The organism is Nocardia sp. NPDC004260 (assembly GCF_053603155.1).
In genome coordinates this window covers 53003-67011 of sequence record NZ_JBSGEZ010000001.1, presented here as the reverse complement: position 1 = coordinate 67011, position 14009 = coordinate 53003, and the positions used below count along the sequence as shown (strand labels likewise).

The 14009-nt window shown below is 69.5% G+C and carries 14 protein-coding genes; 9 read left to right on the top strand and 5 right to left on the bottom strand.

All coding sequences use genetic code 11. The features are described from left to right. Positions 1 to 54 precede the first annotated feature (54 nt). Together ACWEO7_RS00325 and ACWEO7_RS00320 are read left to right on the top strand one after the other, a co-directional pair. Positions 55 to 1182, top strand: a complete 1128-nt coding sequence (locus tag ACWEO7_RS00325; protein ID WP_452419845.1) for a glycosyltransferase — start codon at positions 55 to 57, stop codon at positions 1180 to 1182. 64 nt (positions 1183 to 1246) lie between these two features. Continuing rightward, positions 1247 to 2137: an SDR family oxidoreductase gene (locus ACWEO7_RS00320; protein WP_452419844.1), complete on the top strand. Its 891-nt coding sequence runs from the start codon at positions 1247 to 1249 to the stop codon at positions 2135 to 2137. Here ACWEO7_RS00320 and soxR read toward each other — a convergent pair. Then, entirely contained in the window at positions 2106 to 2594 is a 489-nt protein-coding gene (gene soxR / locus ACWEO7_RS00315; protein ID WP_067795363.1) for a redox-sensitive transcriptional activator SoxR, read from the bottom strand. The two genes, ACWEO7_RS00320 and soxR, sit on opposite strands and share 32 nt — an antisense overlap. Positions 2595 to 2730: 136 nt before the next feature. Between soxR and arcA the strand changes: the two genes are divergently transcribed. Then, complete coding sequence (gene arcA, locus ACWEO7_RS00310; RefSeq protein ID WP_452419843.1) at positions 2731 to 3987, top strand: arginine deiminase; 1257 nt, start codon at positions 2731 to 2733, stop codon at positions 3985 to 3987. A gap of 8 nt (positions 3988 to 3995) precedes the next feature. After that, positions 3996 to 4355 carry a GntR family transcriptional regulator gene (locus ACWEO7_RS00305; RefSeq protein WP_452419842.1) on the top strand — a complete coding sequence of 120 codons (360 nt, stop codon included), beginning with the start codon at positions 3996 to 3998 and terminating at the stop codon, positions 4353 to 4355. Between the two features lie 4 nt (positions 4356 to 4359). Here the strand turns inward: ACWEO7_RS00305 and ACWEO7_RS00300 are convergent, their stop codons facing one another. Then, a complete protein-coding gene (locus ACWEO7_RS00300; RefSeq protein WP_452419841.1) occupies positions 4360 to 5985 on the bottom strand; it encodes a dolichyl-phosphate-mannose--protein mannosyltransferase in 1626 nt (541 codons plus the stop codon). A 343-nt stretch (positions 5986 to 6328) separates the two neighbouring features. On the opposite strand from ACWEO7_RS00300, the gene rsmI reads away from it, so the two are divergent. Together rsmI and ACWEO7_RS00290 are read left to right on the top strand one after the other, a co-directional pair. Continuing rightward, positions 6329 to 7177 carry a 16S rRNA (cytidine(1402)-2'-O)-methyltransferase gene (gene rsmI / locus ACWEO7_RS00295; protein WP_450020367.1) on the top strand — a complete coding sequence of 283 codons (849 nt, stop codon included), beginning with the start codon at positions 6329 to 6331 and terminating at the stop codon, positions 7175 to 7177. Positions 7178 to 7256: 79 nt separating this feature from the next. After that, positions 7257 to 8009, top strand: coding sequence for an isocitrate lyase/PEP mutase family protein (locus tag ACWEO7_RS00290; RefSeq protein ID WP_452419840.1), 753 nt, complete (start codon positions 7257 to 7259; stop codon positions 8007 to 8009). A gap of 48 nt (positions 8010 to 8057) precedes the next feature. On the opposite strand, the gene ACWEO7_RS00285 is transcribed toward ACWEO7_RS00290, so the two are convergent. Beyond that, on the bottom strand, positions 8058 to 8726 hold the full coding sequence (locus ACWEO7_RS00285) for a TetR/AcrR family transcriptional regulator (RefSeq protein ID WP_452419839.1): 669 nt from the start codon (positions 8724 to 8726) through the stop codon (positions 8058 to 8060). A gap of 211 nt (positions 8727 to 8937) precedes the next feature. Continuing rightward, positions 8938 to 10524 carry a methionine--tRNA ligase gene (metG, locus tag ACWEO7_RS00280; RefSeq protein ID WP_452419838.1) on the bottom strand — a complete coding sequence of 529 codons (1587 nt, stop codon included), beginning with the start codon at positions 10522 to 10524 and terminating at the stop codon, positions 8938 to 8940. A gap of 71 nt (positions 10525 to 10595) precedes the next feature. Here metG and ACWEO7_RS00275 point away from each other — a divergent pair, with 71 nt between their 5' ends. The 3 genes from ACWEO7_RS00275 to rsmA all read left to right on the top strand — a co-directional run bounded on the left by ACWEO7_RS00275 (position 10596) and on the right by rsmA (position 13691). Then, complete coding sequence (locus ACWEO7_RS00275; protein WP_452419837.1) at positions 10596 to 11423, top strand: TatD family hydrolase; 828 nt, start codon at positions 10596 to 10598, stop codon at positions 11421 to 11423. Positions 11424 to 11629: 206 nt separating this feature from the next. Further along, complete coding sequence (locus ACWEO7_RS00270; RefSeq protein WP_452420026.1) at positions 11630 to 12757, top strand: transglycosylase family protein; 1128 nt, start codon at positions 11630 to 11632, stop codon at positions 12755 to 12757. A gap of 52 nt (positions 12758 to 12809) precedes the next feature. Continuing rightward, positions 12810 to 13691, top strand: a complete 882-nt coding sequence (rsmA, locus tag ACWEO7_RS00265; RefSeq protein WP_364428889.1) for a 16S rRNA (adenine(1518)-N(6)/adenine(1519)-N(6))-dimethyltransferase RsmA — start codon at positions 12810 to 12812, stop codon at positions 13689 to 13691. Positions 13692 to 13759: 68 nt separating this feature from the next. Here rsmA and ACWEO7_RS00260 read toward each other — a convergent pair whose 3' ends face one another. Further along, positions 13760 to 13966, bottom strand: coding sequence for a heavy-metal-associated domain-containing protein (locus ACWEO7_RS00260; protein WP_364428892.1), 207 nt, complete (start codon positions 13964 to 13966; stop codon positions 13760 to 13762). Positions 13967 to 14009: the final 43 nt, after the last annotated feature.

The following is a 14009-nucleotide window of genomic DNA, read 5'->3' as shown; positions in this document are numbered from 1 at the left end:
GCCGTTCACGCACCGTTGGGCGCGGGTAACCCGATCCGCTGCACGATCGGCCACGTGCGCATAGTTCAGCTTGCGAACTTCTACGGCCCGCGGTCGGGTGGGCTGCGCACGGCGCTGCACCATCTGGGCGAGGGTTACGTCGCCGCGGGACACGACGTGGTGCTGATCGTGCCTGGCCCGCGCCGGTCCGAGGAGATCCTGCCCACCGGGGTCGTACGGATCACACTGCCCGCGTTGGCCATTCCGTGGACCGGGGGTTACCGTGCCGCGGATCCACGCCGGGTGGCCGACGTCCTGGACGGATTGCGGCCCGACGTGCTGGAGGTCTCCGACCGGCTGACGCTGCGCGGATTCGGCCGCTGGGCGCGGCGGCGCGACGTGGCAGGCGTGATGATCTCGCACGAGCGGCTCGACCGGCTGCTCGGGCAGGTGCTGCCCGGCCCGGTGGCGCGGCGCTGCGCCGACGTGGCCAACCGGCACACCGCCACCGACTACGACATCGTCGTGTGCACCACCAGCTTCGCTCGCGAGGAGTTCCTGCGCATCGACGCGCGGAACGTGGAGCTGGTCCCGCTCGGCGTCGATCTCGATCTGTTCAACCCGCACCGGCGCGATCGCAGGCTGCGCGCCGATCTGGGGGTGCCGGGTCATCCGCTGCTGGTGCACTGCGGCCGGTTGTCGGTCGAGAAGCGGGTGGATCGCAGCATCGAGGCGGTCGGCGCGTTGCGGGAGGCGGGTATCGAGGCGCGATTGGTCGTCGCCGGGGACGGCCCGCGCCGCGACGCGTTGCAGCGGCGGGCCCGTGCGCTGGCCCCGCTGCCGGGCGGGGTGCCCGCCGTGCACTTCACCGGCTTCATCGCCGAGCGCGCGATGGTCGCCAAACTGCTCGCCACGGCGGACGTCTCGCTGGCGCCCGGTCCGCACGAGACCTTCGGCCTCGCGGCGCTGGAAGCGCTCGCGGCGGGCACGCCCGTGGTGGCGAGCCGATCCTCCGCGCTGGCCGACATCGTGACCGCCGACTGCGGCGCGGTGGCCGCCGACCATCCGTCCGCGTTCGCGCGGGCGGTCAGCGACGTGCTGGCCATGCCGCAGGCCCGCCGGCGCAGCGCCGCGCGCAGCCGGGCCGAGCAATTCACCTGGCCGCGAGCCGTCGCGGGCATGCTCGCGGTTCTGGGTCGTTAGCGGCGTTCCCGGTCGGCGGCCGTCCACTGGACTACCCTGCGGGGAACCGATTCGGCGATTCGAGATGGGAAGCGCAGTGCTGGGTAGAGGTCGCGGGCGAGCGGGTCGAACGACGGTGCGCGATGCGAAGGTTCTGGTCACGGGCGCGGCGAGCGGTATCGGCCGGTCCACCGCGCTGGCCGCCGCCGCGGACGGCGCCGAACTGGTGCTCACCGACATCAATGCCGAGGGCCTGGACGCCACGGTGACGGACATCCGCGCCGCGGGCGGACGTGTGACTCTGGCGCAAGCGCTGGACATCACCGACTACGACGCGGTGCGCGCCTTCGCCGACCGGGCGCACGCCGAACTCGGCAGCCTGGACGTCGTCATGAACATCGCGGGCACATCGGTCTGGGGGACCGTGGAGAACCTGGAGCACACGCACTGGCGGCGCATGGTGGAGGTCAACCTGATGGGGCCGATCCATGTCATCGAGACCTTCGTGCCGCCCATGGTGCGCGCGGGCAAGGGCGGTGCGCTGGTGAACGTGTCGTCGGCGGCGGGCCTGCTCGCGCTGCCCTGGCACGCGGCGTACAGCGCGGGCAAATTCGGCATCCGCGGCGTATCCGAGGTGTTGCGGGTGGATCTGGCGCAACACGGCATCACGGTGCATCTGGTGGCGCCCGGCGCGGTGAACACGCCGCTGGTGCGCAGCGTCGAGCTGGTCGGAGTGAACAAAGAGGACCCGAAGATCAAGCGGCTCACCGCGGCGTTCACCGAGCACGCGGTGCCGCCGGAGCGGGTGGCGACGGCGATCCTGCGCGGGATCGAACGCAACCGGTTCCTGATCTACAGCTCGTTCGACATCCGCTTCGGTTACTGGTGGAAGCGCAAGTTCGCCTTCCCCTACGAGTTCGTGATGCGGCGCACCAGCGCCCGGTTCAGCAGGCTGCTGGCTTCGACGGGCAATTGAGCTGCACGTCGAGCACGCGCGCGCCGGGACCTTCGGCGCCGAGCCGGTCGTGCTCGTTGACCAAGCGGCAGGTGCCGAGGGAAAGGCAGCCACAGCCGATGCAGCCGGTGAGGCTGTCGCGCAATCGGATCAGCTGGGTGATCCGGTCGTCCAGGTCGGCGCGCCACGTGGTGGACAAGGTCTCCCAATCGCGCCGGGTGGGCGTGCGGCCTTCCGGTAGTTGATCGAGGGCCGCCCTGATCTCGCTCAGCGGTATGCCGACGCGCTGGGAGATGCGGATGAACGCGACGCGGCGCAAGGTCTCGCGGGCATATCTGCGCTGATTCCCGCTGGTGCGTCTGCTCGTGATGAGCCCTTCGCGTTCGTAGAAGTGCAACGCGGAGACCGCGACTCCACTACGCTCGGAGAGCTGCCCGGGGGTCAGCTCCTTCGCCCGCCAATCGGCTGCTGTCGACATGCACGCTCCTCCCAATCACCTCAACAATACTTGAGGTTAGGGTGTGCTGGGACCGAATTCGGCGATCGCGCACCGATCCGCACGCCGAAGCCGGGATTTCCGTGCTCTTCCGGCCGCGGCGCACTACGGTTCGATCATGGGAGCAGATGCTGTGTCCGCGCGGGAGGGTGCGCGTTTGGCCGTGACGTCCGAAGTCGGCACGCTGCGTACGGTGCTGCTGCACCGGCCGGGCAACGAGCTGCGCAGGCTGACCCCGCGCAACAACGATCAGCTGTTGTTCGACGGCATCCCGTGGGTGGAGCGCGCGCAGCAGGAGCACGACGCGTTCGCCGAAGTACTGCGTGGCCGCGGCACCGAGGTGCTGCTGCTGTCGGACCTGCTCGCCGAGACCATCCAGGTCAGCGGCGCCGCCCGGATCCAGGGCATCTCGGCCGCGGTCGACGCGCGCAGGCTCGGACACACGCTGGCCGACGAACTGGCCACCTTCCTGCGCGGCGTGCCCGCCGGGGAACTGGCCGACATCCTCATGGCGGGGATGACCTTCGACGAATTGCCGTTCGGGCCCGACGCCACCTCGCTGGTGCGCCGCATGCACCACGGCGGCGACTTCGTCATCGATCCGCTGCCCAATCTGCTGTTCACCAGGGATTCCTCGTTCTGGGTCGGTCCGCGCGTGGCGATCACCTCCCTCGCGCTGCCCGCCCGCAGCCGGGAGACCTCACTGACCGATCTCATCTACGCGTTCCATCCCCGCTTCCTCGGGGTGCGCCGGGCGTACGAATCGCACACCGCGCCGATCGAAGGGGGTGACGTGCTGCTGCTTTCGGAGGGCGTGGTCGCGGTGGGCGTCGGCGAGCGCACCTCGCCCGCCGGCGCGGAAGCCTTGGCGCGCAGCCTGTTCGACGATGACCTCGCTCACACCGTGCTCGTCGTGCCGATCGCGCAAACCCGCGCGACGATGCACCTGGACACGGTGTGCACCATGGTCGACGCGGACGCTGTCGTGATGTATCCGGCGGTGCGCGAATCGCTGTGCGCCTTCACCATCCGCAAGGCCGACGACTACGGCGGCCGGCTCGGCAGCGGCCGGGTCGACATCAGCGGCCCCGACCCGTTCCTGCCCGCGGCCGCCGAGGCGATGGGCATCGGCAAGCTGCGGGTGATCGAGACGGGACTGGACGGCGTCACCGCCGAACGGGAACAGTGGGACGACGGCAACAACACCCTCGCGCTCGCGCCCGGCGTGGTGGTCGCCTACGAGCGCAACGAGATGACCAACGCCAGGCTGGAGGACGAAGGCATCGAGGTGCTGCGCATCCCCGGCTCCGAACTCGGCTCCGGCCGCGGCGGCCCGCGTTGCCTGTCCTGCCCGCTGTCCCGCGACGAGTTGTGAGCGCGGGCATGTTCACCATCACCGTCTCGCACGACTCGACCGTGCCGCCCTACGAGCAGCTACGCCTCGGCATCATCGCCCAGGTGCGTTCCGGCGAACTGACCGCGGGAACCAAGATCCCGACCGTCCGCGCCCTTGCGGCTCGACTCGGCCTCGCCCCCAACACGGTGGCACGCGCCTACCGCGAGTTGGAGGCGGACGGCGTGGTCGAAACCCGGGGCAGGCAAGGCTCGTTCATCGCCTCCTCGGGAGACCCGACCCGCGACGTGGCAGGCCGCGCGGCCACCGCCTACGTCGCGACGGTGCGCAGATTGGGCTTGGACGACGCCACCGCCCTGCGCTATGTGCAGGCGGCACTCGAGGCCTGAACTCTTATCTCCAGCTAGGGAGCCAGAGGTGGTCGTGCCAGTTGCCCGGGGTGATCGGTAGCGCGGTGAGAATCGGCCACAGCCAGATGAAGTTGGCGATCACCAGGCCCAGGTAGAGGCAGACCGCGAGTAGTCCGAGGCTGCGCCGCTCGTTCGGCGGGGTGGGCAGGTAGATCCCGGCGGGGCTGCGCGGGATGGTGCTGGGGTGCGCGGGGCCCAGCACGTCGCCGAGCGCCAGCGCCACGCCCATCACCAGGAACGGGGCCATCGGGACGGCGTAGAAGTAGTACATCTGCCGGTCGAGGGTGGCGAACCAGGGCAGCAGCGCGGCGCCGTAGCCCACCAGCACCGCGCCGTGGCGCCAGTCGCGACGGACCACCGCGCGCCACAGCATCCAGGCCAGCACCGGAAAAGCCACCCACCAGATGGCGGGCGTGCCGATCAGCATCACGGCCTTCACGCACTGGGTCTGCCCGCAACCGGTGACGCCGCTGTCGGCGTAGTAGTACAGCATCGGGCGCAGGCCCATGGGCCAGGTCCACGGCTTGGATTCCCAGGGGTGATGGTTGCCCGCCGAATTGGTCAGTTCGGTGTGGAATTCCAGCGACCTGGCGTTGAAGTACCAGAGCGAACGCAGCGCCCCCGGCACCACATGCGACCAGAATCCTCCGGTGCCGATCGGGTCCGTCGGCGCGGACGGATTGCCGGGCATGTACCGGTACACGCCGGTCTCGCTCGCGAACCAGGCCCAGTAGCTGGCCAGATAGATGCCGAGCGGCACGAGCACCAGCGCGTACAGCGCGGGCCCGATGTCCCGCAGCGCGACCCCGAGCCACGGACGGCGTACCCCGTAGAGCCGCCGCGCCGAGAGGTCGAAGTAAACGCTCATCAAGCCGAAGGCGGCGATGAAATAGATGCCGGACCATTTGGTTCCGCAGGCCAGCCCGAGCAGCAGGCCCGCGCCGAAGCGCCACCAGCGCACCCCGAGGCGCGGTCCCCAGTCCGTCACGCCGATCCGGCCCTCCGCGTCGGCGCGCGCGAACCGAGCACGCACCTCGTCGCGGTCGACGATCAGGCAGCCGAAGGCGGCGGTGACGAACAGCGCCATGAAGATGTCGAGCATGCCGATGCGCGAGGAGACGAAGGTCAGCCCGTCGGCGATCAGCAGGATGCCCGCGATCGCGCCGATCAGGGTGGAGCGTGTCATCCGCCGGGTGATCCGGATCACCAGCAGCACCAGCACCGTCCCGGCGAGCGCGGCGGTGAAACGCCAGCCCCAGCCGTTGTAGCCGAACATCGCCTCGCCGATCGCGATGAACTGCTTGCCGACCGGGGGATGCACCACCAGCCCGTAGCCGGGGTTGTCCTCCACCCAGCCGCCGGTGAGCATCTGCCAAGCCTGCGGGGCGTAGTGCTTCTCGTCGAACACGGGGGTGCCCGCGTCGGTCGGGTAGTTGAGCATGGTGAAGCGCGTCACCGCCGCGATCGCGGTGAGGAACGCGGTCACCAGCCAGCCGCGCGCGCGGTCGGTCGGCCCGAAGTCGCGTGGCGGCCGCAGCGGCCCCGGGCTCGACCAGGATGGCACGGTTCCGAACCGTGCGGTCGTGCGCTGGTCGGTCACCTGGGTCACGCCCCGATCGTATGCTCCTCCGCCTCCCCGGGTCTTCAGGCCGTACTAGTTGGGTGGTTCGGGATTCGCGTTCAGGTCCTGCGTGAGTGCCGCTGTAGTTTTGGGCGTAACCGGTGAGTTACCCATGTGCTCACGAGATCGGCTGTTACGTGTCGAGAACGAGCCCGGCTGATTCGCGGTCGGCCGCGGGCGTGAGTGAGATTCGTCTCGAAGGCATGCGGGATTGCTTCTGCCGGTGCGGCCGAACCTCGTTGCCGCCGGTATCTGCTGGGGCCGGTGGCGTCGGTGGATAGGCTGCGGGGTGGGCGGTTGGCGCCGGATACGTGATGCGGACAGGAGTGCGGTGGCTTACGAGACGGCGGGCGGGCTGGTGCTCGCGGCGACGCCGATGGGTGATGTCGGTGATGCCTCGCAGCGCCTGCGCGAAGCGCTGGCGACGGCCGATGTCGTCGCCGCCGAAGACACCCGCCGCACCAGGGCGCTGGCCAAGGCGCTCGGCGTCGAGATCTCCGGCCGAGTGGTCAGTTTCTACGATCACGTCGAGACCGCCCGGATTCCGATGCTGCTCGACGAGATCGCCGACGGCCGTACCGTGCTGCTGGTGACCGACGCGGGCATGCCGTCGGTGAGCGATCCCGGCTACCGCATGGTGGCGGCGTGCGTCGAGCGGGATCTGCCGGTGACCTGCCTGCCCGGTCCCTCGGCGGTAACCACCGCGCTGGCACTGTCGGCCCTGCCGGTGGAACGGTTCTGCTTCGACGGATTCCCGCCGCGCAAATCCGGCCAGCGCCGGGAATGGTTGCGTACCTTGGCCACCGAACCACGCGCCTGCGTCTTCTTCGAGGCCCCGCATCGGCTCGCCGACTGCCTGGCCGACGCGGTCGAGATCCTCGGCCCGGACCGCCGCGCCGCCGTCTGCCGGGAGCTGACCAAGACCTACGAGGAAGTGATCCGGGGGACCCTGGCCGAACTGGCCGAGTGGGCCGTCGAAGGCGCACGCGGCGAGATCACCGTGGTGCTCGCGGGCGCCAAGCCCGCCGCCGCCGATCCCGCGGACCTGGTGGACGCCGTGGAATCCCGAACCGCGGCGGGCCTGCGCCTCAAAGACGCCTGCGCCGAGGTCGCCGCCGCCCACGCCGTGTCCCGTCGCGAGCTCTACGACGCGGTTCTCGCCGCGCGCCGCACTTCCTAGCCGACCGCGGCTTCGGCTGTGCGGTTTCGCTCCGCGCGGGTGGTCGACCCGAAGCGCGGTGGCGGGCATGATCATCGGTATGACTTCTCTGGAGAGCAAGGCCACGACGTTTCTCGGGCTGCACGTGCCGGGTGATCCGGGCGTCTTCCCGACGGTGTGGGATGCCTGGTCCGCGAAAGCCGCCGTGGCGGCGGGCTTTCCGGCCTTGACGGTGGGCAGTCATCCGCTGGCCGATTCGATCGGCCGCTCGGACGGGGAAGGGATGACGTTCGACGAGTCGCTGACCCGGGTACGGCAGATCACCGCGGCGGTGGACGTCCCGGTGTCGGTCGACATCGAGTCCGGCTACGGACAGGAGCCCGCGCGGCTGGTCGATGGCCTGCTCGAGGCAGGGGCGATCGGACTGAACATCGAGGACACCGTGCACAGCGAGGGCAAGCGCCTGCGCACGGGCCAGGAGCACGCCGATCTCGTGCACGGACTGCGCAAGGCCGCCGACGCGACGGGTGTGCACCTGGTGATCAACGCGCGCACCGACCTGCTGCTGCGCCAGGACGGAGACGAGGCCGACCGGGTGGACCGCGCCATCGAGCGGCTGCGGCTGGCCGCCGAGGCGGGTGCGGACGTGCTGTTCCCGGTGGGCCGCCACGCCGACGCCGACATGCGCCGCCTGACCGGCGAACTGCCGCTGCCGATCAGCGCGACCGTCCTCCCCGATCAGGCCGCGAAGGCCGCCCTCGCCGACCAGGGCGTCGCGCGGATCACCTTCGGCCCGTTCCTGCAGGCCGCGCTGACCAAGGAGATCAATACCCTGCTCGACCGCTGGAAGTGACATCGCGGGTGGCGCGAAGACACCATCCCGGTGACGGTCGCGACGCCTTCAGGAGGGAACCGGAAGCCCCAGGGCGCTCATGACGAACTGGACGAACAGCGGCGCCAGATCCGGCACGCTCGCGGGGCCGTCCGAGACGATGACCCGCCGTGTGCGCTCGCCGATCGCGTCCGGGATCAGGGCGATCAGCCCGTCGGACAGTTCGGGGAGCGTCGGGTCCGCCGCCCGCGCCTGGTCGTAGAACACCCGGTACAGCTGGGCGAAGCGGTCGACGGCCAAGTCGCGGTAGCCGACGGCCTCCTGATTCACCTTGAACGACTCCACGAGCACCAATCGGGCGAAATCCGGCTCGGTGGCGACGGTCCGGCAGAAGGTGACCACGATGGACTCGATCTTCGCGTAGGCGTCGGCGTCCGGCGGCAGCTGGGCGAGTTCGTCCACGATCCGGGTCGCCATGATGTCGACGCCGGTGTGCACCGCCTCGGCGAAGCACTCCTCTTTGTTCGCGAAGTGGTCGTAGAAGGTCGTCCGCGAAACCCGGGCCCTGGCAACGATGTCGGTGAGGGTGGTGGCCGGGTATCCCTTGTTGTCGACGGACTCCACCATCGCCTCGACCAGCCTGCCGCGCTGCGACGTGAGCACGGCTTCGCGTGCCGCCCGATGCCGCTCGGCGAAACCGGACCGGTGAACGGATGCCGTCGCGTGCTGCTGGCCCATGTGTGCCCTCTCTGTGCCGGAACCGATTCCGAACGGAACGTCGTCGTACCGATCGCACACGGTCCGGGGCGTCGCCAGGCCGCGAACCGGTGTTTCATTATCCGACAACGCATTCCACGGCGGGAAGGCAGGTGGATCCACCCGTGGGCATGTCGCCGTGGAACACCGCGAAAGTGTTGTGCGCCTTACCGTTACGGCAGGCCGGAGGCGGTCAGTCCTTCGGTTCGACGTACTTCGGGAACACCGGTTCCGGCGCGGGCAACGCCAACCCTGGCTCGATCGGCGTCGCGATGTCCGCGAATGTCCGGCTCCGCTGCCCCAGCTGGTCGAGGATGCGGCTCGCCGACCCCGGCAGCACCGGCTGCACCAGGATCGCGACGATGCGCAGCACCTCCAGCGTCACGTACAGCACGGTGGCCTCGCGAGCGAGATCCTCCGGGGTGCCCGACTTCGCCAGCGCCCACGGCGCCTGCGCGGAGAAGTACCGGTTCGTCTCGCCCAGGGTCAGCCAGATCGCCTCCAGCGCCAAATGCATCTGCTGGGCGTCGAATTCGGCCCGGCAGCGCTCCAGCAGGCCGCCGGCCAGATCCAGCAGGGCGCGGTCGTCGTCGGTGAAGTCGCCTGGCGTCGGCACCACGCCGCCGCAGTCGCGCGCGACCAGCTTGGTGCTGCGCTGCACCAGGTTGCCGAACTCGTTGGCCAGGTCGCTGTTGATCCGGCTCACGATGGCCTCGTGGCTGTAGCTGCCGTCCTGGCCGTAGGAGATCTCACGCAGCAGGAAGAACCGCACCGCGTCCAAACCGTAGTTGTCGACCAGCTCCAGCGGGTCGACCACATTGCCGACCGACTTGGACATCTTCTCGCCCTTGTTGTACAGGAACCCGTGCACGAACACGCGTTTCGGCAGCTCCACTCCGGCCGAGAGCAGGAACGCGGGCCAGTACACCGTGTGGAAGCGTGTGATGTCCTTGCCGATGATGTGCACGTCGGCGGGCCAATACTTGCCGAAGGCGGCGGAGGAGGTGTCCGGGAAGCCGACGCCGGTGAGGTAGTTGGTGAGCGCGTCCACCCACACGTACATGACGTGGTCGGGATGGTCGGGCACCGGCACGCCCCAGTCGAAGGTGGTGCGCGAGATGGACAGGTCCTTCAGACCCGCCTTGACGTAGCTGACGATCTCGTTGCGCCGGGTCGCCGGCGCGATGAATTCCGGATGCTCGTCGTAGAGCGCCAGCAACTTGTCCTGGTAGGCCGACAGCCGGAAGAAGTAGTTCGACTCCTCGGTCCAGGTGACCGGCGTCTTGGAGTCGGTGGAGATGCGGGTGCCGTCCTCCAGCACCGTGGTCTCCTCGTCGGTGTAGAACGCCTCGTCCCGCACCGAGTACCAGCCGGAGTAGTTGCCGAGGTAGATGTCGCCGTTGGCCAGCATCCGCTCCCAGATGGCGACGCTGGCGGCCTGGTGGTCGGCGTCGGTGGTGCGGATGAACCGGTCGAAGGAGATGTCGAGCGTCTTGTCCAGCGCCTCGAACACGTCGGAGTTGCGGGCCGCGAGCTCTTCCACCGGGATGCCCTCGGCGGCCGCGGCCTGCTGCATCTTCTGGCCGTGCTCGTCGGTGCCGGTCATGAAGAAGACGTCATAGCCGTCGAGGCGCTTGAAGCGGGCGATGGCGTCGGCCGAGATGTACTCGTACGCATGCCCGATATGCGGCGCGCCGTTCGGATAGGCGATGGCCGTGGTGATGTAGAAGGCGGGACGCTCGACTTCGCTCATGGTGTGTCTACTGTAATGCGCGTGCATTCTTCCGCTCGCGTGAATATGCCCCTCGCCGATTCGCGGGTCCCCGCGTCCGCGTCGCGGGGTGGCCGCCGATGAGCGCGAAGCGTTCCGCGCCGGAGCTGCCCGAGCCGCTTTCACCGATCGTGGACGCGCACACCCACCTGGACGCCTGCGGCGCGACCGACGCGGCGTCGACCGTCGCGATCGTCGACCGCGCCGCCTCGGTCGGGGTCGGCCGGGTGGTCACCGTCGCCGACGATCTGGACGCCGCGCGGTGGGCGGTGCGGGCCGCGCACTGGGACGATCGGGTGTTCGCCGCCGTCGCGCTGCATCCGACCAGGGCGAACGCGCTCGACGACGAGGCGAAGGCCGAGCTGGAGCGCCTGGCCGACGACCCGAGGGTGGTCGCTGTCGGCGAGACCGGACTGGACTACTACTGGCCGGGCAAGCTGGACGGCTGCGCCGACATCGAGACCCAGATCGAGGGCTTCCGCTGGCACATCGACCTGGCCAAGCGGGTGCGCAAGCCGCTGATGATCCACAACCGCGAGGCCGACCACGACCTGCTGACCGTGCTGCTGGACGAGGGCCCGCCGGAGCGGGTGATCTTCCACTGCTTCTCCTCGGACACGAACATGGCCCTGTCGTGCGTGGCCGAGGGCTACATCCTGAGCTTCTCCGGGACGGTGAGCTTCAAGAACGCGCACGAACTGCGCGAGGCGGCCAAGGTGGTGCCCGACGACCAGATCCTGGTCGAGACGGACGCGCCGTATCTGACCCCGCATCCGTTCCGCGGAGCGCCGAACGAGCCGTATTGCCTGCCGTACACCGTGCGTGCGCTGGCCGAGGTGCGCGAGCAGGATCCGCTGGAACTGGCCGAGATCACCACCGCCAACGCGCGTCGCGTCTACCGGAACTGAGCGGGACGCCCGCCCAGGGGCGCGTCCCCGAGGGCGTCACGAATGCCCGGAATGCATCGCTGTATGCGAAATGTGTCCTATGTCACTTTCGGCGTTCCGTTTTGTGATTTACCTGCGGGGTCGATATTCGATCGTGATATTGAAAAGGCCCTGTTCCGGAGCTTGCTGTTGTCGGCGCCCTACCCCCTCGTTATCGTGCTGTGACCATGTCCCCCTTCATGCGGATCAACCAGTCGCGTTCGCCGCTGCTGTACATCGCGGTCGGCGCACTGCTGCTGACGCTGATCGTCGGCGCCGGTCTCGCGATCGTGAACCGCAAGACGGTGACCGTCGTCGTGGACGGCGAGAAGCTGTTCCAGACCACGATGTCGCGTGACGTGCGCGGCGTGTTGAAGGCCGCGGGCTTCGCGGTGACCGACCGGGACAAGGTGGCGCCCGCACTGGCCGCGCACATCGCCGACGGCGCGACCATCACGCTCAACCGCGCGAAAGAGGTCGACCTGTCGGTCGACGGTATGACGCAGAAGGTCTGGACCACCGGGGTGACCGCGGGGGAGGCGCTCGAACAGCTGAAGATCCCGAAAGAGGTGTACGTCTCACCCGCCCGCGACGAGCGGCTCCCGCTGCAGGGCGGGACGCTGACCATCGCGACTCCGCGCGTGGTCTCGCTGGTCGACGGCATAGGCAATCCGGTGGACGTGCGCGCCGCCGCTCCCACCGTCGGCAAATTCCTCGAGGTCACCGGCATCCCGCTGCTCGAGCAGGACTCCGTCGAACCGGCCGCGTCCACGCCCCTGGCGAACGGCTTGCACGTCACCGTGACGCGCAAGCGGGTCGAACAGCAGACCGAGACGATGCCGCTGGACCCGCCGGAGAACGTCATCGAAGACCCGGAAATGAACATGAGCCGCACGGTGGTGGAGTCGCCCGGCGCTCCCGGCGTGCAGAACGTCACCTTCGCGGTCACCATGGTCAACGGCCAGGAAGTGGACCGTAAACCGGTCGCTTCGACCGTTACCGTGGCGGCGAAGCCGAAGACCGTCCGCAAGGGCGCCAAGCCTGGCACCGAGGTGCCCCCGGTGCGCGACGGCGCGATCTGGGACGCGCTGGCCCGCTGCGAGTCGACCGGCAACTGGTCGATCAACACCGGCAACGGCTATTTCGGCGGTGTGCAGTTCGACCAAGGCACTTGGGAGCGGCAGGGCGGGCTGCGGTACGCCCCCCGCGCGGACCTGGCCACCAGGGAAGAACAGATCGCCATCGCGGAGATCACCCGGCAGCGGCAGGGGTGGGGCGCCTGGCCCGCTTGCACCGGTCGTCTCGGCATCAGCTGACGCGGGGGAGACGTCGCGGCCGGCCGGGTATGCCGGTTGATAGATTCTCGAGGTGTCCGAACCTGATATTTCCGCCCGCGGGAGTGCGGCGCTGCTCGGGCCCGCCGAAGTGCGGGTGCTCGCCGAGCGGTTCGGGGTGCGGCCGACCAAGCAGCTCGGGCAGAACTTCGTGCACGACGCGAACACGGTGCGGCGGATCGTCGCGGCCGCCGGGGTGGGGCGCGGGGACGTGGTGCTCGAGGTCGGGCCCGGTCTCGGCTCGCTGACCCTCGCGCTGCTGGACGTGGTGGACTCGGTGGTCGCCGTCGAAATCGATCCCGTGCTGGCGCGCCATCTTCCGGTGACCGTCGCGGACCGGGCTCCGGAACTCGCGGAGCGCCTGTCGGTGGTGGAGGCGGACGCGCTGCGCGTCACCGCGGCGGACCTGCCCGCCGCGCCGACCGCGCTGGTAGCCAATCTCCCGTACAACGTGGCCGTCCCGGTGCTGTTGCATCTGCTCGCCGAACTGCCCGGCATCGCGGTCGCTCTGGTGATGGTGCAGGCCGAGGTGGCCGATCGCTTGGCCGCCGAGCCCGGTGGCCGCATCTATGGCGTACCCAGCGTGAAAGCGGGCTTCTTCGGGACCGTACGGCGCGCGGGGGCGGTGGGCACGCAAGTGTTCTGGCCGGTGCCGCGAGTCGAGTCGGGCCTGGTCCGGATCGACCGCTTCGCCGAGCCGCCGTGGCCGATGGACGACGAGCATCGCCGCCGCGTCTTCGAAGTGGTCGACGCCGCTTTCGCGCAGCGGCGCAAAACGCTGCGCGCCGCGCTCGCCGCCTGGGCCGGTTCGCCTGCCGAAGCCGAACGCCGTCTGCTCGCCGCCGGCATCGCTCCCACCGCTCGCGGCGAAACCCTCGACACCGCCGCCTTCGTCCGGCTGGCGGCCCAGGCGTAGCGCGCCGCACAGCACAGTGGCTCCGCTGCCGGCGTCGGCCGGTGCGCGGAGCCACTGGTGGGGACCGGTCAGACGGCGACTTCGTAGCCCGCTTCGTCCACGGCGGCGACGATGTCGGCGTCGGCGATCTGCGCGGTGCTGTCGACGCGGACGGCGCCGCTGGCGAGATCCACATCGACGCCGGTCACGCCGTCGATCTTGCCGATCTCGGTCTTGACGGAGCTGACGCAGTGCCCGCAGGTCATCCCGGTGACGGTGTAGGTGGTGGTGGGCATGTCCGACTCCTTCGCATCCATATCATTCATACGGGCGGGGGGT

Bases quoted from the DNA above. Each gene is read 5' to 3' on its own strand.
- ACWEO7_RS00320 (WP_452419844.1), top strand. From the start codon at position 1,247: ATGGGAAGCGCAGTGCTGGGTAGAGGTCGCGGGCGAGCGGGTCGAACG.
- soxR (WP_067795363.1), bottom strand. From the start codon at position 2,594: ATGTCGACAGCAGCCGATTGGCGGGCGAAGGAGCTGACCCCCGGGCAG.
- arcA (WP_452419843.1), top strand. From the start codon at position 2,731: ATGGGAGCAGATGCTGTGTCCGCGCGGGAGGGTGCGCGTTTGGCCGTG.
- ACWEO7_RS00305 (WP_452419842.1), top strand. From the start codon at position 3,996: ATGTTCACCATCACCGTCTCGCACGACTCGACCGTGCCGCCCTACGAG.
- ACWEO7_RS00290 (WP_452419840.1), top strand. From the start codon at position 7,257: ATGACTTCTCTGGAGAGCAAGGCCACGACGTTTCTCGGGCTGCACGTG.
- ACWEO7_RS00285 (WP_452419839.1), bottom strand. From the start codon at position 8,726: ATGGGCCAGCAGCACGCGACGGCATCCGTTCACCGGTCCGGTTTCGCC.
- metG (WP_452419838.1), bottom strand. From the start codon at position 10,524: ATGCACGCGCATTACAGTAGACACACCATGAGCGAAGTCGAGCGTCCC.
- ACWEO7_RS00275 (WP_452419837.1), top strand. From the start codon at position 10,596: ATGAGCGCGAAGCGTTCCGCGCCGGAGCTGCCCGAGCCGCTTTCACCG.
- ACWEO7_RS00270 (WP_452420026.1), top strand. From the start codon at position 11,630: ATGTCCCCCTTCATGCGGATCAACCAGTCGCGTTCGCCGCTGCTGTAC.
- ACWEO7_RS00260 (WP_364428892.1), bottom strand. From the start codon at position 13,966: ATGCCCACCACCACCTACACCGTCACCGGGATGACCTGCGGGCACTGC.